The following is an 18,354-nucleotide window of genomic DNA, read 5'->3' as shown; positions in this document are numbered from 1 at the left end:
TGGAATGTGAAACCCCGATATCTCGGGGCTTCTAATAGTATAAATAAAATAGATGTGGCTCTATTCTTCTTCTTTCATAAATGTTTCCATCACCCCTTGGCTAACTCCCATATTAGAGAATCCACCGTCGTTATATAAATTTTGAAGGGTTACTCTTTTTGTAAGATCAGAGAAAAGAGAAATGGTATAATCTGCACAATCCATAGCAGTTGCATTTCCTAAAGGAGACATCTTATCTGCATAAGCTATAAATCCATCAAATCCTTTTACTCCCTGCCCTGCAGTTGTTGGTGTTGGAGATTGAGAAATAGTATTTACTCTTACTTTTTTATCTTTTCCGAAGAAATAACCAAAACTACGAGCTATAGATTCTAAGTATGCCTTATTATCTGCCATATCATTATAATCTGGAAAAACTCTTTGTGCAGCCATATAGGTTAATGCAACAATACTTCCCCACTCATTCATGGCATCTTGCTTATAAAGCACTTGCATGGTCTTATGAAAAGACACTGCAGAAACATCCCATCCTTTTTGAGTATAATCATAATTCATATCTGTATAGTGATTCCCTTTTCTCACGTTTACAGACATTCCAATAGAATGCAATACAAAATCTATCTTACCTCCCAAGATCTCCTGAGCTTTGGTAACAAGGTTTTCCAGGTCTTCTACTTTAGTAGCATCTGCAGGAATGATTTCAGAATTGGTTTTTTCTGCTAATTGCTTAATGCTTCCCATTCTCATTGCAATTGGTGCATTGGTAAGTACAAAAGTTCCACCTTCTTCATGAACGCGTTCTGCAGTTTTCCAGGCAATAGAATTCTCATCTAGAGCTCCAAATATAATTCCTCTTTTTCCTTTTAGTAGATTGTATGACATGTTTAAATGATTTTTTAGTATTGTATTAAGCGGGTAAAGATAACAAACTAGATTTAATTAAGCAGCGATTTTGCATGCGCCATAGCCGATTCACTAAGGGTGTTACCACCCAGCATCATTGCTAGTTCTTCTATTCTTTCTCCTGTTTCTAATTCTCTGATCTTTGTGACCGTAGAATCTTTAATATCTTCTTTAAATATTTTGAAATGCTTGCTTCCCTTCCCTGCAATTTGCGGCAGGTGAGTAATTGCCAGCACCTGCATACTGCTTCCCATACTCTGCAGAATATCTCCCATCTTTTGAGCAATATCTCCGGAAACACCTGTATCTATTTCATCAAAGATAATGGTAGGTAATTTGCTTTGTGTAGCAAGAATGCTTTTTACAGCCAGCATAATTCTAGATAATTCTCCTCCGGATGCAGCCTTTTTAAGCTCGTTGAAATCTCCCCCTTTATTGGCAGACAAATACCACAATAATTGGTCTTGACCATTATTAAAATATTCCTCTTTAAAATTGAGCTCTATCTTTAATCTGGCGTTTGGCATTCCAAGATCTGTTAAGATCTTTTCTACCTTGGCTATAAAGCCTGGAATTGCCTTTGCTCTTTTATCATGAATCTCTTTAGCTATCTTGGTTAAAGCTACCTTAGCATTGCTTATTTCTAAAATTACCTTTTCCAGATCTGCTTCTGCATTTTCTGTAAGATCTACTTTTTCGCGCAAACTTGCAGCAATATCTAGAAGCTCCTGTATAGTTTCTGCAGTATGCTTCTTTTGCAAATTATAGATCACCTGCAATTTGGCGTTTACTTCTTCCAGCTCTTTGGGGTTTGCTTCTACTCTGTCTAAAGAAGTTTCCAGATCCTGCGCTACATCATCTAATTCTATGATAACGCTTTCTACCCGTTCTTTAAGCGAGGTATAATTAGAAGAAAGTCCGGCAATTTTACTTAGGCTATTTCTCACCTCCTTTAAACTGCTTAAACTTCCTATCTCTTCTTGCTGAATGTAATTTACGGCAGCCCCTAAATGTTCTGTGAGCGTTTCTACATTGCTCAACTCTTCAAAGCGTTCTTCCAACTCCTCCTGCATTCCATTTTTTAACCTAGCTTCTTCAAGCTCGTTTAATAGAAATACATTATAGTCATGCTCTTTTAAAGCTTGCGCCTGAGACTCTTTTAATTCTGATAAATGCTGCTGAAGTTTTTTGTAAGATCTTAATGAAGCAGTATATTCCTGCAACAGATCTTTATTTTTAGACAAGGTATCTAAAACCTGAAATTGGTATTGATTCTCACCTAAGCTTAAGGTTTGATGTTGCCCGTGAATGTCTATTAGAAAATCTCCAAGCTTACTTAAAACAGGAAGCGTAACCGGAGTATCGTTTATAAAAGCTCTAGACTTACCTGAAGCTAATATTTCTCTTCGAATAATTGTTTGCGTTTCATAGTCCAGATCTTCCTTTTTAAAAAAGGACTGTAGTTTATAATTAGAAATTTCGAACACGCCTTCTATTACGCATTTATTTTCTGCATTTCTAATTCCGCTATAATCTGCACGCTTACCAAGTAATAAACCAAGAGCACCTAACATAATAGATTTCCCGGCTCCTGTTTCTCCGGTAATAATAGTAAAACCCTGCTGAAGATTGATCTTGATATCTTCAATCAAGGCATAATTTTTAATTGATAATGAGGTCAACAAGATGTATGAATTTTAAGGATAAAGATACGTGAGATTTTATTCTCTATCAAAAGGAAAGTGCTAGAATTGGATGTTTCTCCAATTTTCAGCATACATAGGCGCTATTCTATTAAGATCTCTAATAAGATCTGATAATGGAACTTCTGGCCCTCCAGAAAAGATCTGCTCGATCTCCTGTGCTTTCGCATCAAAGAATACACGCATTAATAAAGAATTTGGCCAGCTCTCATTCATTTTCTTTAAATTCTGAATGGATCCTGAAATAGCTTTCTTACCTGCTACCGGATCTTTATGCATAACATCTAGCCCCAATCTATGATATTTGTAGATAGCTGTTCTATAATCTAAATAAGCTCCGGAAAGTAGATCTGCATTAAGTCTGTATCTAGATCTGGTTCCATCAGAACCTTTCCACCCTGCAGAATTACCTTGTTGGGCGGTAGTTACAATTCTATTTGCTTCCTGAAAATACGGAGTTCCGCTTTCCTGCTCAAAAGAATCTGCATCCAGGCCTAAAATGGTATAAATATAATAAGACATAACAGACACCAGATTGGAAGTGTATGAATTCTGACTGTAGTTTAAAGGTTCAAATTCCTGATAAGTAAAGTTGAATTGCTCATCATTAAAATTAAAAACCGGAGTTATAAAGGTAGATCCAAAGACCGGTCTGGAAGATTGCACCTGTATGGTTCCTGAAAATGTTTGATTCTCAAAATTGGTGATGTTAATAAAGAAACTACAACTTATACGTTCTTCGTTTCTTAATCCATTCTCTGTCCATGAATTTTGATTCACGAATTCTGAAAGAGATCTTTGCAATGTTTTAAACACAGATAAGTTTGCCTGCCCTGTTTGTTCGGCATTAACTATAACCTCTGCATTTAATTCCTGAGCTCTTACAGAGATCAGGCTCAAAAAGAAAACAATAACTAGAACGATCTTATTCATGCATCAATGAAATTACTTCTTTTAAAATATCTTTGGCAACTTCTGTCTTAGACTTAAGTTCAAAAGTTTTAATCGCTTCTTTAGAAACTATAGTTATTTTGTTGGTATCAGACTTAAAGCCGGCACCTTTATCATTTAAAGAATTGAGTACTATAAAATCTAGATTTTTACGTTCTAATTTCCCTTTTGCATGTTCCAGCTCATTATTGGTCTCTAATGCAAACCCAATTAATTTCTGATGGGTTTTCTGCTTTCCTAAGGTAGCTAAAATATCTATGGTTGGTTCTAGCTCTATCTGCAAAGAAGTGTCTTTCTTCTTCATCTTTTGAGCCGCAACAGTCTTGGGTCTATAATCTGCAACCGCAGCTGCAGCTATAAGAATGTCAGCATTTTCAAAATGGCTGTTCATAGCCTCAAACATTTGTTGTGCTGTGGTAACTCTAATAATGGTAAGCTCTTTAGCTTCTAGGGCTAAACCTGTAGGACCCGAAACAAGAATAACTTCAGCTCCCAATGCCAAAGCCTGTTTTGCTATCTCATATCCCATTTTTCCACTAGAGTGATTGCCAATAAATCTTACAGGATCTATAGCCTCGTAGGTGGGACCGGCACTTATTAAGATCTTTTTACCTCTAAGAGGAAGATCAATACTTAATCTATTCTCTATAAAGGCAACTATATTTTCTGGTTCTGCCATTCTACCTTCCCCTTTTAAGCCACTGGCAAGTTCTCCAGATTCTGCAGGGATAAGAATATTGCCGTAAGATTGTAAGGTATCTAGACTTTTCTTAGTTGCAGGATGCTGATACATATCCAGATCCATAGCAGGAGCAAAATACACCGGGCATTTTGCAGAAAGATAGGTTGCAAGCAATAGGTTATTGCTTGTACCACCTGCCATCTTAGCCATAGTGTTGGCTGTGGCAGGGGCTATAAGCATAAAATCGGCCCAAAGGCCGAGTTCTACGTGATTGTTCCATACGGCATTCTCATCATCTTCTGTAAAAGAAGAGACCACTTCATTCTTAGAAAGTGTAGAAAGCGTAAGAGGAGTAATAAAATCCTTTGCAGCGGGAGTCATAATAACCTTAACCTCTGCACCAGACTTTACAAATAATCGTACTAAAGAAGCCGTTTTATACGCTGCAATACCTGCGGTAATTCCAAGCAGTATTTTTTTGCCCTCTAGCACCCCCATGTATTATACTTCTTCAGAAGTTTCTGTAGTATCTCTGTAATAGATCTTGTCTTCTAGCCACTCCTGTACTGCTAAAGAATGTGGCTTAGGTAATTTTTCGTAGAACTTAGAAACCTCTATTTGCTCTTTGTTCTCAAAAACCTCATCTAGACTGTCATTATAAGTAGCGAACTCATCTAATTTTTCTAAAAGCTCTTTTTTAATCTCAGAGTTAATCTGAGTTGCTCTTTTAGAAATGATCGCAATAGCCTCATAGATATTGTTTGTAGGGGCATCTACCAAATTCTTGTCGATAGTGGTAGTGTTTATTGGCGCATTACTTTTCTTTAAATCCATCATGGGTAAATAATTAAAAATTTTGTAGTCTTGATTCTAAATCCTGATTTGAAACCTGTATCTGCTCGTAATACTCGCTTCCCTCAGGGTAATATTTATTATACGACTTGTAATAACCACCTGCCGTTTCTAATCTCTCTTTCATTAAGTATTGATAACTATTGATCGCCAACTCATAAGCAGAATCAAATCTATAGTAATACGCAGCTTCTTTAAAAGGAGAGCCTGGATAATCTGTAATAAAATTATTAAAAGCTACTATAGAAGACTTATAATTGGTGGTATGGTGATATTGCTTAGCGATCTCAAAAGCTTTCTTTTCAAGCTTTACTCTTAAATCTGCTACCAATGTATTTGCTTCTGCTATATAGGCTCCTTCCGGATGCATATCTATGTATTTTTGAAGCTCTTCTACTGCTTTAACTGTTTCTGTTTGATCTAGGTCATATCTTGGAGATAGAAAATAATAACTTTTAGCACTCTTAAAAGCTGCTTCGTCTATTTTTTCGCTGTTAGGATACGATTGTGTAAAACGCTCGAACTGATATCCTGCATTATAATTATCATCTAATTCATAATACGTATCTGCATAGATAAAAGTTACTTTCTCTCCCTGAGGTTTCCCTCTATATTGAGGCACAATTTGATCTAGTAATCTTAAAGATTTTCTAAACTTAGCTTTACTATTTTCCGCTTTGCCTTCGTTATAAAGCTTTTCGGCTAAAGTGTATTTTGCACCAACGTCTTCATTTTTCAATACTTTTTGGTACTCACCACAAGATACCAACATTAAAAACACACTTAGTAATAATAAACCTTTTTTCATCTTTTGTAAAAACATCTTGCAAAAGTACTCTTTTCTATGAGATTATAAAAACTTTAGTGAGCCTCGTGCATTTCATTAATAAATCTGTTATTTAAAGTTAGAAACAAAGTCTCCAATTTCTTTCTTTAAGTTCTCTGAAGCTGCAACTAGTGGGAGCCTCACAGTATCTTCCGTCCAGTTTTTAACCTGCAATAAAGCTTTGATCCCGGCAGGATTTCCCTCGGCAAAGATCATATCTATAGACGGTGCTATTTTATAATGTAATTCGTACGCTTCTTTTACCTTATTTTCTAATCCCAGATTCACCATTTTAGAGAATTCTGAAGGTAATCCTTGGCCTATTACAGAGATCACACCATGACCTCCTGCCAATACCATTGGCAACGTGATCATATCATCTCCAGAGATCACTAGAAAGTCTTTAGGTACTGCTGCGATCAATTTCATAGCCTGAACAATATCTCCGGCAGCTTCTTTTACTCCAATAATATTCTTAAAGTCTGTAGCCAGACGTTTTATAGTTGTAGGCAACATATTTGAAGCCGTTCTACCAGGAACATTATACAAGATTATTGGCTTTGTAGCTACAGCTGCTAAAGCTTTATAATGTTGATAAATCCCTTCTTGAGTAGGCTTGTTATAAAAGGGAGAAACAGATAAGATGGCATCAAAACTGGTAAGATCTGTATCCTGAAATTCTTTAACTAAACCTGCAGTATCATTACCTCCAATACCCAAAACTAAAGGTAGCTGCCCGTTATTAGCAGTAATTATAGTATTCTTAACAAGTTCTTTTTCTCCTTTAGTAAGAGTAGCACTCTCTCCTGTAGTTCCCAGAACTACTATATAATCTATACCATTATCAATTTGGCGTCTCACCAATGACGCTAATCCTTCTACATCTACAGATAGATCTGTTTTAAATGGAGTAATAATAGCAACCCCTGTTCCTTTAAATTTATTATTCATCAACAATTAATTTTAAGCTGTTATAAAAATATAGATATCGGTTCAATTAAACTCATAACGTTCTAAGCCTGCAAAAAGAGATCAGCATCTAATCATTCCAATTAACACAATTATGAGGCAACTCTTATTTATTGTTCGAAACCTTCAGCAAAAGTAAGAACTAAATAAAATTCTTTTCAAATAAATTCTCTTTAATATCACTAAAAATTTAAGCCCATTTAATACTATATCTATTAGATCAAGTCGAACCTAAATTATAAGATTTAGCATAGCACCCTAAGCTTTCGTTTAGACCAATAAGAGCTGACAAAAACTTAACATCTGCAATAATCCAAAAGTTATTGTATGCAATTATATCAATTTAAAGCTATGATGGCTTGCATATTACTAATAACGCTTTACTGTACTATATTAGTGTGAACTAGATGAAATTCACAAGTCTTAATTGTTTTTCTCGTGTAGTAAAGAACTTAACCGCGAAAAATGCTGCTGCAAATCTTAGGATGTTCTCTGCTAGTTCTACACTCATATCCTTTAGATAGAAAACATCCATATCTCTCAATACGTCTGCAAACATCAATGCTAACGTTAGTGATATAAAATACATAGATTTCTTTGAATAAGAATTCAAATAATATAGAAATGCTACGATCCCTAGGATCAATAAGTTTAAATAATATAAAGAGTAAAGATAGAATACCGAGCTGTTAGATATATAAGCTTTAAGCTCATAAACATGCGTAAAGATGAGCATGGCATTCATACATACCAATCCAAGAAAAAACAATTGCATAGATATTCCTGCATTTTTTATCTCAACATATTTAGATGCTTCTATGATCAACGCAAAATTCCCCAATGATAATAATACTAATGAAACCTCATCATTAAACCATTGCCCATGGAACAATCTAAAGACAAAAGACAGAAACGTACTTAGCATAAACAGATAATAGAAGCCATTGTTCACTCCTGTTTTATTAATATAGTAAAGCACCGTAAGGAAGAAGAAGGTTATATAAGCGGTATTAGAAATCCAGTCGATATTAAAATAAATAGCAAAAAAATTAAGAAAGAGCAGAATTAACCCAATAATAGCAACAAAATATCTCGCTTTCATTTAAATTTTTGTAAGACGGTAAATATATAAAAATCTAATATTCAGAGGCTGTTAATAGTGAAACTTTAATTTAGAATTAAAATTATATCAACTTATGGTCGTGTATTTCGACTATGAAATAACAAGTCAAATAAAAAACCTTACTACCTTTGTGCTCTTCTAAATTAATTCCAATTAAAATGAATTTGAGATCTATTGTTGCATTGGCAGTACTCGCAGGAACAATTTCTTGCAACAGTGCAAAATTTCATACTTCTACTATAGAAGGAAATAGATTGGCAATAAATAATGAAATTGCTGCAGACACTTCTATAGAAAATTACATAAAACCCTATGCCAATCATATTGAAAATGTGCTGGATAGCGCATTGGCTTATAATCCAACAAATCTGGTAAAGAATGATGGATCGCTAAATACGCCTATTGGTAATATGATGGCAGATCTGGTTTTGGAACAAGCTAACCCTATTTTTAAAAGCAGAACCGGTAATACTATAGATATGGTACTTCTAAATTTTGGCGGAATCCGGTCTTCCATCGCAAAAGGTAATATTACTACCAGAACCGCCTATTCTGCTATGCCATTTGAAAATGAAATTGTTATCACCGAACTTTCTCCGGAGAGAATGAAGGAACTATTGCAATATCTGGAAGTTGCTAAAACTGCACATCCTGTAAGCGGAGTTCAGATTAGAGTGGACAAAGATTTTAAAGTGATAGATGCTAAAATTCAAGATAAACCGCTGGATGCTCAAAAAAATTACTTTGTAGCAACTTCAGATTATTTGCAGCAAGGTGGAGATAATATGAACTTTTTTAAAGATCCTGTACATCTTTACCGAACAGATTATAAGATCAGAAATGCGATTATAGATTATTTTATTAAGGTGGACACCATTAAGACCGTAAAAGACAATAGATATATTCAAATTAAGTAAGTCATGAAAAGAAGATCATTTATTCAGCAAACCGCCGCAACCGGAGCTTTTATTGGCTTGGGTGGTTTAACGATGTCTTTTAAAGAGAATTCTAGAAAACATATTACTATTTTACACACCAACGATGTGCACAGCCATATAGAACCTTTTGGACCGGAAGATCCTAAAAATCCAAATATGGGTGGTGTTGCCAGAAGAGCAACGTTAGTGCATCAAATAAGAAATGAAAATCCAAACACACTGCTTTTAGATGCAGGAGATATTTTTCAAGGCACGCCTTTCTTTAATTTTTACGGTGGAGAATTGGAGTTTAAATTAATGAGCAAGTTAAAATATGATGCTGCAACGCTAGGAAATCATGATTTTGATAATGGCATTGACGGATTGTATTCTCAACTTCCAAATGCAGATTTCGACTTCCTAATTTCAAATTACGACTTCAATGATACTGTAATGAACGGTCATACCTCACCTTACAAAGTCTACATGAAAGATGGAGTTAAGATTGGTATCTTCGGGATAGGGATTGAACTTAAAGGATTGGTTACCGATAAACTTTACAAGGAAACTAAATATTTAGACCCTATTGAAGTAACTCAGGATATGACCAGAATTCTGAAAGAGGAACTAAAATGTGATCTTGTAATTTGTCTTTCTCACTTGGGTTACGAATACAAAAATGAGGATAAGATCTCTGACATAAAATTAGCAAGAGCCACAGAAAATATAGATCTAATAATTGGTGGCCATACCCACACCTTTTTAGAACGCCCTACTATCGAGACCAACAAAGCAGGTAAAAAAGTGCTGGTAAATCAGGTTGGTTGCTACGGAGTTTATCTGGGCAGGATAGATTTCTACTTAGATAATGACAACAATATTGAAAGCAAAGGAGTAAGTATTTCTGTTTAAAATTAATTACAATTAAACCCCATTTTCAATTCTTTCATCACCCTGAATTTATTGACGGCTCATACTATAACATTGGTAAAAAAAATGAGATTTTGAATTCCTTCAAAATCTCATTTTTACTTTAGTTTACTTTACGTACTAACAATTAATTCGCAGCAGGAACCATCGTTAAGAATTCGTCTTCACTAATAATAGTAGTCCCTAATTTTTCAGCTTTTGCCAATTTACTTGGCCCCATATTTTCTCCTGCCACTAAATAATTTGTTTTAGCTGAAATGGATCCTGAAACTTTTCCGCCGTTATCTTCAATTAATTTCTTAAGATCGTTTCTAGAGATCTTTTCAAAAACACCAGAGATCACAAATGTGTTTCCGTCTAAAATATCGGTTTGATTGGCCAATTTTTCAGCTGAAATTTCCAATTTCACTCCATAAGTTGTCAATCTTTCTATAGTGTGAACATTCTCTTCTGAAGAAAAGAAATCTACCACACTTTGGGCAATGCGCTCCCCTATTTCGTCTACATTCACCAATTCTTCCAAAGACGCTTTAGATAACGCCTGAATATTCTTAAAATGTTTGGCTAGTTTTTTAGCTACCGTTTCTCCAACATATCTAATTCCCAATCCAAATAAAACTCGCTCGAACGGAATTTCTTTAGATTTCTCAATTCCTTGGATCAAGTTTTCTGCAGATCTCTCTGCCATTCGCTCTAAGGGCAACACATCTTCTTTCCTTAATGCATAAAGGTCTGCGTAATTGCCAATCAGGTTTTCATTCACCAATAAAGCCACTGTTTCTCCACCAAGGCCTTCAATATCCAGCGCTTTTCTAGAGATATAATGCTGAATTCTTCCTATAATTTGAGGAGGACAACCATTTGCATTTGGACAATAATGTTGCGCTTCTCCTTCTTTTCTAACCAAGGCTGTATCACACTCCGGACAATGAGTAATATATTCGGTTTCTTTAGAATCTGGATCTCGTTTTGTAAAATCTACACCTACAATTTTTGGGATGATCTCACCACCTTTTTCTACAAAAACGGTATCCCCTTCTCTAATATCTAATTTCGCAATTTGATCTGCATTATGCAGCGAAGCTCTTCTCACCACTGTTCCGGCTAATTGAACAGCATCCAAATTTGCTACCGGAGTAATGGCGCCGGTTCTCCCTACCTGATAGCTGATCTGCTTTAACAGAGTAGATTCTTGTTCTGCTTTAAATTTATAAGCAATAGCCCATCTTGGAGATTTGGCAGTAGTACCCAACTCCTCTTGTTGATGTAAATTATTCACTTTCACTACCACTCCATCTATCTCATAAGGTAGCTCATGCCTGTTCTTCTCCCAATAATTTACAAATTGTAAAACCTCATCTACATTCTTAACCAGTTCTGCTTCTTTTGGGACTTTAAACCCCCAGTTTCTAGCTTTTTCCAAGCCTTCATTTTGAGATTTTAAATTGATATTTTCGCCTATAATGGAGTATAATAAACATTCCAAAGGTCTTTTAGCCACCTCTGCACTATCCTGAAGTTTTAAACTTCCCGAAGCTGTATTTCTCGGGTTAGCATAAGGTTCTTCACCAAGTTCCACACGTTCCGCATTCATTGCTACAAAACCTTCTAAAGGCAACACAATTTCACCTCGAATATCAAATTTCTCCGGAAAATCTCCTTTTAATTTTAAAGGAACAGATTTGATGGTCTTAATATTATTGGTAACGTCATCACCTTGAAATCCATCTCCACGAGTTACCGCCCTCACTAGTTTTCCATCTTCATAAGTAAGACTTATAGAAGCACCATCATATTTTAATTCGCAAACATATTCCACATCGCCATCTACCATCTTTTTAACGCGCTTCTCCCAATCTTCCAACTCTTCTTTTGAATAAGAATTAGACAAAGAATACATTCTATGATTGTGAACTACCGTTTCAAAATTCTTAGTAACCGCCCCACCCACTCTATGCGTTGGAGAATTTGGATCATTGTACTCAGGATTTTCCGTTTCCAATTTCTGCAATTCTTCCAGCATCATATCAAAATCATAATCGCTTATCTCCGGGCTATCCAGAATGTAATAATGATAATTATGCTGATGCAAATCTTTACGGAGCTGAGTAATTCTTTCTTCTATCTTCATCTTTTAAGCGGAAAAATATGGGACACAAATTTTATATGTAGTGCAATTCATCGTTTTTGAATTGTAAATGATGTGTATTATTTTGATGACTGTATATTAAGCTAAAACCTGAAGCATAAGCTTTATCGTTAGCTGGAAACCAGTCTTTTAAATCTTTATTAATGGTAATTATAAGACCATCTGGATCTCCAATGGCACAAAATTTTTCGAAATTTCCATCAAACTTTTCAAGCTGAAAGTTCTTACTGAGAAATTCATAGCTTTTTCTAATGTTAGAAGTCGCCAGACCAATTTCAGCAATCCCTAAAATACTTTCTTCAGAAAAGATCGCAGATTTTGGCGAATTAAGCGTTCTTCTTGAAATGAATTCTAAAATATTTTCGTCTTTATCGTAGAAGTAAAGTGACTTAGCATCCCAGTTACTAAAATCTACAATTTCATTATTGTAACTCTTAATAATAGCCACTCTTTCTTTCACCCATTCTAAGGCGATCTCCTCTTGTTTATCTGGAATATGAAAAGCTATATGATATGGAGTAGCATTAGCATTTTTAGAAAGTTTTAGAATTGAAGTTCCTATCAGCACCTCAAAACTTTCTTCAGTATAATTCTGAATTTTTAGTCCAAAGAGATCCCGAAAGAATTTTAATTGCTCTTCCAGTTTTGAAGTATAAATATTTAGATATTCTATCTTCATAGAGTAGTTTACATCTTCAGATCAAGACGTTTAGGTCTGATTTTTATTCATCCATTTTGGAATCGGCATAGGTTTAAAATCTTTCATCTTCTGCAAAAGATCTGCAATATTATCGGAAACTAATACCAAACTCATGTTTTCTTCTTTCAGCAATTTCTTGGTAGCCATTTTATGGAGCATTGCTAAAAGCTCATCATAATAATTATTAGTATTCAAAATACCAATCGGTTTTTTATGTAAGCCTAACTGCCCCCAAGTCAAAATTTCGAACAATTCTTCCAAAGTTCCAAATCCGCCGGGAAGCGCTATAAATCCTTCACTAAGATCGTGCATTTTAAGCTTTCGCTCATGCATATCCTTGGTGGTTATTAATTGAGATAATTGCAAATGCACCACTTCTTTCGTCTTTAAAAAGTCTGGAATTACACCGGTTACTTTTCCACAATTCTCTAAAGCGCCTTTGGCAACCTGTCCCATTAGGCCAAGTTTACTTCCGCCATAAACAACCTCTATATTATGCGTAGCAAGAAATTCACCAACAGCATAAGCCTCTTTGTAGATCTCTACATCCTCCCCATCACTACTCGCACAAAAAACAGCGATGCTCTTTAAATTATTTTCCATTAACGAAAAGTTCTATTTTAAATTTGCTTTCAGCATTCGGTCATTGCCAAAAATATCTTTTCTAACTTCAGTATTAAAACCTAATTCCTGCAACATCGTGGAAGTCTCTTTGGCTAAATATTGATTTATCTCAAAGTATAAACTTCCCGATTTTCTCAATCCAGATTTTGCCAACATTCCAATTTTCCTGTAAAATATCAGAGGATCTTCATCTGATACATACAAAGCCAAATGAGGTTCATTCTCCAGAACATTCCTATGCATTTCTTTTTTTTCCAATTCCCTTACATATGGAGGATTGGAAACAATAACATCTAACTTCTCATCCAAGAAATCTGTGGCAAGAATGTCTTTTAAATTAAAAGATATATGAACATTATTGCACTTAGCATTATCTGTAGCTATAGCTAAGGCTTTTTCTGAAACGTCTACCGCAGAGATTTTAGAATTTTTTAAATGATGCGCAAGGCTAATTGGAATACAACCTGTACCGGTGCCAATCTCTAAGATCTCAAATTGCGCTTCCTTCTTTTCATTTAGATCATCTAAAATCCATTGCACCAACTCTTCTGTTTCAGGTCTAGGAATTAGTACATTTTCATTTACTTTAAATTGAAGGCCAAAAAATTCTGTCTCTCCAAGAATATATTGTATAGGCTCATGACAAACCAATCTTTGTTGAGCCTCCTTAAATTTAATAAGAACCTCATCTTCAATGACACAAGCTGGATCTAGAGCGATCTCTAATCGAGTTAATCCTAAGTATGAAGTAGCTAATAAATTAAAAAAAGAATTGATCTCCTGTGGGGGATATTCCTCTTTTAAGGCATTTATAAATTGATCTTTAAATTGTAGAACCTTCAATCTTGTTTTATTAAATGACTATCTCTATAGATCTTTTATCATCCACATGGTACAGTTGTAATGCCCTGTATCTCCCATTGGCTTTTCTAATGATCTAAACCCTGATCTACCATAAAGTCTTCTCGCATTTTCCATATATGGAAGAGTTTCTAGGTAACACTGCTTAAAACCTTGAGCCTTTGCAAAATGCAAACAAGTTTCCATCATATGCGCTCCAATACCTCGCCCTCTTGCCTCAGGCAGAAAATACATTTTTTGTAGTTCACTCACTTCAGCCTCTAAGCCTACTAATGGCGCAATTCCAGAACCTCCAATAAGAGTTCCATTTTCTTCTACTACAAAATATTGCATCTTATCATGTTGATACGTACTGTACATATCATCCAAAGATTTATCTTCATAAGCTGTTCCCACTTTAGGAACTCCCATTTCTACCAACACCTTTCGTATTAAGGCTGCAATTTGCTGGTTATCTTCCGGTTGTATCTCTCTAATTTTAAAACTCATGTTTTGCTGAATAAATCATATTTTTGTGATGTGAAGATACACGAAAAATATATAAATAGATGCATAGAATTGGCCCAAAACGGCCTCGGAAACACCTATCCCAACCCAATGGTTGGCAGTGTAATTGTACACCAAGGGAAAATTATTGGTGAAGGTTGGCATCATAAAGCAGGTGAGCCGCATGCAGAAGTAAATGCAATTGCCTCAGTTAAAGACAAATCGCTTTTAAAGAAGAGTACTATTTATGTGAGTTTAGAACCTTGCAGCCACTACGGAAAAACTCCTCCCTGCAGTGATCTTATCATAGCTAAAGAAATTAAAAAAGTTGTTATTGCTACGGTAGATCCTTTTGCGGAAGTATCTGGTAGAGGAATTCAAAAACTGCTAAGCGCCGGATGCGAAGTAGTTGTAGGCGTAAGAGAAAAAGAAGCACAAGATCTTAACAAAAGGTTCTTTACCTATCATCAAAAAAAGAGACCTTATGTGATCTTGAAATGGGCACAATCTGAAGATGGATTTCTTGCCCCGGAGAAGAAAGATAAAAGAGAACCAATTTGGATTACCAACCAATACTCTAAGCAACTGGTTCATAAATGGAGAAGTGAAGAACAAGCAATCTTGGTGGGAACTAATACTGCCGTAATGGACGATCCTAAACTAAATTCCAGATTATGGGAAGGAAAAAATCCCACCCGCGTGCTAATAGATCAAAATTTAAGAACCCCAAAAGATTCGGCAATTCTGGATGGTAGCATTAAAACCATTGTAATTTGTGGTATGCACTCTAAACCAGAACTAGATTTTAATTTATTATATTTTGAAAAAATAGATTTTCTAAAAGAGATTGCTTCTCAAATTATGAATACTCTGTATGAACATCAAATTCAATCTGTAATTATTGAAGGCGGGAGCAAAACCCTTCAAACTTTTATAGACGCCAACCTTTGGGATGAAGCGCGAGTTTTTACAGGAGAAAATCAATTTTTAAAGGGGACTTCTTCTCCATCTTTATTAGGCACAAAAGTTCTGGAACAGCACTTAGAGAATGATTATTTAAAGATTTACAAAAATGATTAAAACCATCATATTCGATTTTGGAGATATATTTATAAATCTTGATAAATCTGCTACTCAAAGAGAATTGAACTCTTTAAAAATAGAAAAGCTCTCTGAAGAGTTGCAACAAACAAATCTTGAATATGAACAGGGACATATCACTTCAGATGAGTTTTTAGGCGCTTATACCAATAGATATCCTGCTATTGAAAAAGATCAATTTAGAAGATCTTGGAATGCTATTTTAAAAGATTTCCCGGAGTACAGATTAAAATTTATTCAGAAACTTTCCAAAGAAAAAGATTTTCAACTCATCTTACTTAGCAACACCAATGAAATTCATATAGATTGGATAAAACAAGAGGTTCCGTTCTTTGAAGATTTTAAGAACTGTTTTGATGCCTTCTATCTTTCTCATGAGATTCACTATAGAAAACCGAACAGAAATATCTATGAATTCGTGCTTAGCAAGCATCAGTTAAAACCGGAAGAGTGTTTGTTTGTAGATGATACTTCTGCAAATACAGACGCCGCAAAAGAACTAGGCATCCATGTTTGGAATTTAGAACCTACACGAGAAGATATCATAGATCTATTCACCTCCCAAAAAGAGCTATTTTGATATATCTTCTCCTCAGCATTTTATCATCCAGCATAATATTTGTGGTTTTTAATCTCTACAAAAAATATGGAGTTAATACGCTTCAGGCAATTATTGTAAATTATTTTATAGCCTGTGCTGTAGGCTTTTTTGGCTTTATAAAAAGCACAGACATTACTGCTATACCTCATAAAGATTGGTTTCTAGGCACATTAATATTAGGAGTTCTCTTTATTGTTGTTTTTTATCTAGCCGCAATAACTACACAGCGCAGCGGACTTTCTGTGGTTTCGGTAGCTACTAAGATGTCTGTAGCCATCCCTGTTCTATTCGGTATTTTATATTTTAATGAAAGTAGCGGCATAATGAAATCTGTCGGAATCATCCTTGCATTAGTAGCTGTTTATCTTAGTTCTGTTAAGAATAGAAGCGGAATTGCTATTAAAAAGGAGAATTTAATATTTCCGATCCTAGTGTTTTTGGGTAGCGGAATAATAGATACCAGTATAAAATTTTTAGAAGCCAGCTATGTTTCAAAGACAGAAGTTGCACTTTTTTCATCCACAATTTTTGCCATTGCTGGTATCATAGGGGTTATGGTTTTAATAGTTCAGGGCTTTTTAGGACGCCTAAGAGTTACAAAAAGGAACTTATTAGGCGGTGTTGCTTTAGGTATTCCGAATTACTTTTCTATTTACTTTCTGGTTTTAGCTTTAAGAAGTGAAGGAATGGAAAGTTCTACCGTATTTACCATTAATAATGTCGCCATTGTTTTGGTGTCTACCTTGCTTGGTATAGTTTTGTTCAAAGAACATTTAATTCCTAAAAACTGGATTGGTATATTCTTGGCTATTTTAAGTATAATTTTAGTAGCTACCAGTTAAAATTACATATTTTGAAAGACACGTATAAAAGCATTACAAAACCATCTGAAGAGATCTTATTTAAAGACAAGAACTCTAAATTCTTTGGCTATGCTTTTCCTATTCATTCTGAAGATGATGCCAAGATACATTTAGAAGAATTACGAAAGAAACATCATCAGGCTAGACATTGGTGTTATGCCTGGCAGATAGGTAAGGAAGTTCAAGATCATCAATTTAGAGCTAATGATGATGGAGAGCCCTCAAACTCTGCAGGGATGCCAATTTATGGTCAAATTCAGTCTTTTGAGGTAACTAATATCCTCATCGTTGTAGTTCGATATTTTGGTGGAGTCAAATTAGGCGTTGGCGGTTTGATAAACGCTTATAAAACTGCAGCCCAATTGGCGTTGGAGGCTAGTGATATTTTAAAACGAACCATTGATGAACGTTTTGTGCTTCAATTTGATTATCCGGAAATGAATATCGTAATGCGAGTTATTAAAGAACACAACCTTAATATAATTGAACAAGATCTAGGTTTAGATTGCAAAATCTACATCGCAATTAGAAAAAAAGATGCAGAAGCCATATTTGATAAATTTAAAGGTATTTATAAAGTTGAAATAAAAAAAGTGGAAGACTAATCTTTTAATTTTTCAAGTAAAAACTGCGGACATCTCACCGGCCTTTTAGTAATGGAATCTATAAAAACTAGAACCGTAGAAGCCGTTGTTATTAGCTGCTCATTCTGATTATAGATAGTATATTCAAAGCCAATTTTTACTCTAGGCAGTTCCATTAATTTCGTTTCTATTCTTAAAGTATCTTCAAAGTGTGCAGGTTGCAAAAATTTGAAACTCATTTCATAGACAGGTAGCATAATACCATCTTTTTCCATAGAGCCATAAGACACCCCTAGCTCCTCAAGCCAGTCTATACGGGCCATCTCTAAATACTGTGCATAATTTCCATGATGCACCACACCCATTTGGTCTGTTTCTGCATATCTAACTTTAACATAGGTTTGATGACTTTTCATAGGAGTTTTATGGAGTTAATTGCGTTAGGTTTTGTACTTTCATACCTGAAAGGAAGTATGCGTAAATTTTTATTAAAAGTCAACATCAAAACGGTTTTTTTATTAGATAATTT

20 protein-coding genes are annotated in these 18,354 nt (G+C 35.0%); 6 read left to right on the top strand and 14 right to left on the bottom strand.

The features are described from left to right. Positions 1–60: 60 nt before the first annotated feature. The 8 genes from P163_RS03930 to P163_RS03895 all read right to left on the bottom strand — a co-directional run bounded on the left by P163_RS03930 (position 61) and on the right by P163_RS03895 (position 7,988). Positions 61–882 (bottom strand): enoyl-ACP reductase, encoded by an 822-nt coding sequence (locus P163_RS03930; protein ID WP_034887906.1) that lies wholly within the window; start codon positions 880–882, stop codon positions 61–63. Positions 883–935: 53 nt separating this feature from the next. Next, positions 936–2,588, bottom strand: a complete 1,653-nt coding sequence (gene recN / locus P163_RS03925) for a DNA repair protein RecN (RefSeq protein ID WP_034887905.1) — start codon at positions 2,586–2,588, stop codon at positions 936–938. A gap of 60 nt (positions 2,589–2,648) precedes the next feature. Next, on the bottom strand, positions 2,649–3,539 hold the full coding sequence (locus tag P163_RS03920) for a DUF4835 family protein (protein ID WP_034887903.1): 891 nt from the start codon (positions 3,537–3,539) through the stop codon (positions 2,649–2,651). Then, complete coding sequence (gene coaBC / locus P163_RS03915; RefSeq protein WP_034887901.1) at positions 3,532–4,737, bottom strand: bifunctional phosphopantothenoylcysteine decarboxylase/phosphopantothenate--cysteine ligase CoaBC; 1,206 nt, start codon at positions 4,735–4,737, stop codon at positions 3,532–3,534. The genes P163_RS03920 and coaBC overlap by 8 nt, the downstream gene beginning before the upstream one ends. A gap of 3 nt (positions 4,738–4,740) precedes the next feature. Next, positions 4,741–5,073: a DNA-directed RNA polymerase subunit omega gene (locus P163_RS03910; RefSeq protein ID WP_034887900.1), complete on the bottom strand. Its 333-nt coding sequence runs from the start codon at positions 5,071–5,073 to the stop codon at positions 4,741–4,743. Positions 5,074–5,086: 13 nt separating this feature from the next. Continuing rightward, positions 5,087–5,899 carry an outer membrane protein assembly factor BamD gene (locus tag P163_RS03905; RefSeq protein ID WP_231556151.1) on the bottom strand — a complete coding sequence of 271 codons (813 nt, stop codon included), beginning with the start codon at positions 5,897–5,899 and terminating at the stop codon, positions 5,087–5,089. A gap of 87 nt (positions 5,900–5,986) precedes the next feature. Further along, the gene (gene dapA / locus P163_RS03900) at positions 5,987–6,868 is read right to left on the bottom strand and encodes a 4-hydroxy-tetrahydrodipicolinate synthase (RefSeq protein ID WP_034887896.1); all 882 of its coding nucleotides are present in this window, start codon (positions 6,866–6,868) and stop codon (positions 5,987–5,989) included. Positions 6,869–7,289: 421 nt separating this feature from the next. After that, entirely contained in the window at positions 7,290–7,988 is a 699-nt protein-coding gene (locus P163_RS03895) for a hypothetical protein (protein ID WP_034887894.1), read from the bottom strand. Between the two features lie 179 nt (positions 7,989–8,167). Here P163_RS03895 and P163_RS03890 point away from each other — a divergent pair, with 179 nt between their 5' ends. Both P163_RS03890 and P163_RS03885 read left to right on the top strand, forming a co-directional pair. After that, entirely contained in the window at positions 8,168–8,926 is a 759-nt protein-coding gene (locus P163_RS03890; RefSeq protein ID WP_034887890.1) for a 5'-nucleotidase C-terminal domain-containing protein, read from the top strand. 3 nt (positions 8,927–8,929) lie between these two features. Beyond that, positions 8,930–9,838 (top strand): bifunctional metallophosphatase/5'-nucleotidase, encoded by a 909-nt coding sequence (locus P163_RS03885; RefSeq protein WP_034887889.1) that lies wholly within the window; start codon positions 8,930–8,932, stop codon positions 9,836–9,838. 145 nt (positions 9,839–9,983) lie between these two features. Here P163_RS03885 and ligA read toward each other — a convergent pair whose 3' ends face one another. The 5 genes from ligA to P163_RS03860 are packed head-to-tail and all read right to left on the bottom strand — an operon-like array spanning position 9,984 to position 14,679. After that, positions 9,984–11,987: an NAD-dependent DNA ligase LigA gene (gene ligA / locus P163_RS03880; RefSeq protein ID WP_034887887.1), complete on the bottom strand. Its 2,004-nt coding sequence runs from the start codon at positions 11,985–11,987 to the stop codon at positions 9,984–9,986. Positions 11,988–12,018: 31 nt separating this feature from the next. Further along, positions 12,019–12,684 (bottom strand): VOC family protein, encoded by a 666-nt coding sequence (locus tag P163_RS03875; protein WP_034887885.1) that lies wholly within the window; start codon positions 12,682–12,684, stop codon positions 12,019–12,021. 30 nt (positions 12,685–12,714) lie between these two features. Beyond that, the gene (locus P163_RS03870) at positions 12,715–13,308 is read right to left on the bottom strand and encodes a TIGR00730 family Rossman fold protein (RefSeq protein WP_034887883.1); all 594 of its coding nucleotides are present in this window, start codon (positions 13,306–13,308) and stop codon (positions 12,715–12,717) included. Between the two features lie 12 nt (positions 13,309–13,320). After that, positions 13,321–14,172, bottom strand: coding sequence for a peptide chain release factor N(5)-glutamine methyltransferase (gene prmC, locus P163_RS03865; RefSeq protein ID WP_034887881.1), 852 nt, complete (start codon positions 14,170–14,172; stop codon positions 13,321–13,323). Between the two features lie 24 nt (positions 14,173–14,196). Beyond that, positions 14,197–14,679 (bottom strand): GNAT family N-acetyltransferase, encoded by a 483-nt coding sequence (locus P163_RS03860; protein WP_034887879.1) that lies wholly within the window; start codon positions 14,677–14,679, stop codon positions 14,197–14,199. Positions 14,680–14,709: 30 nt separating this feature from the next. Between P163_RS03860 and ribD the strand changes: the two genes are divergently transcribed. From ribD to P163_RS03840, 4 genes are read left to right on the top strand one after another with little or no spacing between them, the layout of a single operon-like run. Beyond that, the gene (gene ribD / locus P163_RS03855) at positions 14,710–15,756 is read left to right on the top strand and encodes a bifunctional diaminohydroxyphosphoribosylaminopyrimidine deaminase/5-amino-6-(5-phosphoribosylamino)uracil reductase RibD (RefSeq protein WP_034887876.1); all 1,047 of its coding nucleotides are present in this window, start codon (positions 14,710–14,712) and stop codon (positions 15,754–15,756) included. Then, on the top strand, positions 15,749–16,357 hold the full coding sequence (locus tag P163_RS03850) for an HAD family hydrolase (protein ID WP_034887874.1): 609 nt from the start codon (positions 15,749–15,751) through the stop codon (positions 16,355–16,357). The genes ribD and P163_RS03850 overlap by 8 nt, the downstream gene beginning before the upstream one ends. Next, positions 16,354–17,220 carry an EamA family transporter gene (locus P163_RS03845; protein WP_034887872.1) on the top strand — a complete coding sequence of 289 codons (867 nt, stop codon included), beginning with the start codon at positions 16,354–16,356 and terminating at the stop codon, positions 17,218–17,220. Before P163_RS03850 ends, P163_RS03845 begins: the two co-directional genes overlap by 4 nt. A gap of 11 nt (positions 17,221–17,231) precedes the next feature. Beyond that, positions 17,232–17,846 (top strand): IMPACT family protein, encoded by a 615-nt coding sequence (locus tag P163_RS03840; RefSeq protein ID WP_034887870.1) that lies wholly within the window; start codon positions 17,232–17,234, stop codon positions 17,844–17,846. Here the strand turns inward: P163_RS03840 and P163_RS03835 are convergent. After that, a complete protein-coding gene (locus P163_RS03835) occupies positions 17,843–18,241 on the bottom strand; it encodes an acyl-CoA thioesterase (RefSeq protein WP_034887868.1) in 399 nt (132 codons plus the stop codon). The two genes, P163_RS03840 and P163_RS03835, sit on opposite strands and share 4 nt — an antisense overlap. Positions 18,242–18,354 lie beyond the last annotated feature (113 nt).

The sequence above is a fragment of the Gillisia sp. Hel_I_29 genome (genome assembly GCF_000744275.1).
GTDB lineage: Bacteria > Bacteroidota > Bacteroidia > Flavobacteriales > Flavobacteriaceae > Gillisia.
Note: the sequence above shows the minus strand (reverse complement) of the source record. Positions and strands in the feature narration are given on the sequence as shown.

What these genes read in the sequence shown, in the direction of transcription:
- P163_RS03930 (WP_034887906.1), bottom strand. Translation starts at nt 882, where the DNA reads ATGTCATACAATCTACTAAAAGGAAAAAGAGGAATTATATTTGGAGCT.
- P163_RS03920 (WP_034887903.1), bottom strand. Translation starts at nt 3,539, where the DNA reads ATGAATAAGATCGTTCTAGTTATTGTTTTCTTTTTGAGCCTGATCTCT.
- coaBC (WP_034887901.1), bottom strand. Translation starts at nt 4,737, where the DNA reads ATGGGGGTGCTAGAGGGCAAAAAAATACTGCTTGGAATTACCGCAGGT.
- P163_RS03910 (WP_034887900.1), bottom strand. Translation starts at nt 5,073, where the DNA reads ATGGATTTAAAGAAAAGTAATGCGCCAATAAACACTACCACTATCGAC.
- P163_RS03905 (WP_231556151.1), bottom strand. Translation starts at nt 5,899, where the DNA reads ATGAAAAAAGGTTTATTATTACTAAGTGTGTTTTTAATGTTGGTATCT.
- dapA (WP_034887896.1), bottom strand. Translation starts at nt 6,868, where the DNA reads ATGAATAATAAATTTAAAGGAACAGGGGTTGCTATTATTACTCCATTT.
- P163_RS03895 (WP_034887894.1), bottom strand. Translation starts at nt 7,988, where the DNA reads ATGAAAGCGAGATATTTTGTTGCTATTATTGGGTTAATTCTGCTCTTT.
- P163_RS03890 (WP_034887890.1), top strand. Translation starts at nt 8,168, where the DNA reads ATGAATTTGAGATCTATTGTTGCATTGGCAGTACTCGCAGGAACAATT.
- P163_RS03885 (WP_034887889.1), top strand. Translation starts at nt 8,930, where the DNA reads ATGAAAAGAAGATCATTTATTCAGCAAACCGCCGCAACCGGAGCTTTT.
- ligA (WP_034887887.1), bottom strand. Translation starts at nt 11,987, where the DNA reads ATGAAGATAGAAGAAAGAATTACTCAGCTCCGTAAAGATTTGCATCAG.
- P163_RS03875 (WP_034887885.1), bottom strand. Translation starts at nt 12,684, where the DNA reads ATGAAGATAGAATATCTAAATATTTATACTTCAAAACTGGAAGAGCAA.
- P163_RS03870 (WP_034887883.1), bottom strand. Translation starts at nt 13,308, where the DNA reads ATGGAAAATAATTTAAAGAGCATCGCTGTTTTTTGTGCGAGTAGTGAT.
- P163_RS03860 (WP_034887879.1), bottom strand. Translation starts at nt 14,679, where the DNA reads ATGAGTTTTAAAATTAGAGAGATACAACCGGAAGATAACCAGCAAATT.
- P163_RS03850 (WP_034887874.1), top strand. Translation starts at nt 15,749, where the DNA reads ATGATTAAAACCATCATATTCGATTTTGGAGATATATTTATAAATCTT.
- P163_RS03835 (WP_034887868.1), bottom strand. Translation starts at nt 18,241, where the DNA reads ATGAAAAGTCATCAAACCTATGTTAAAGTTAGATATGCAGAAACAGAC.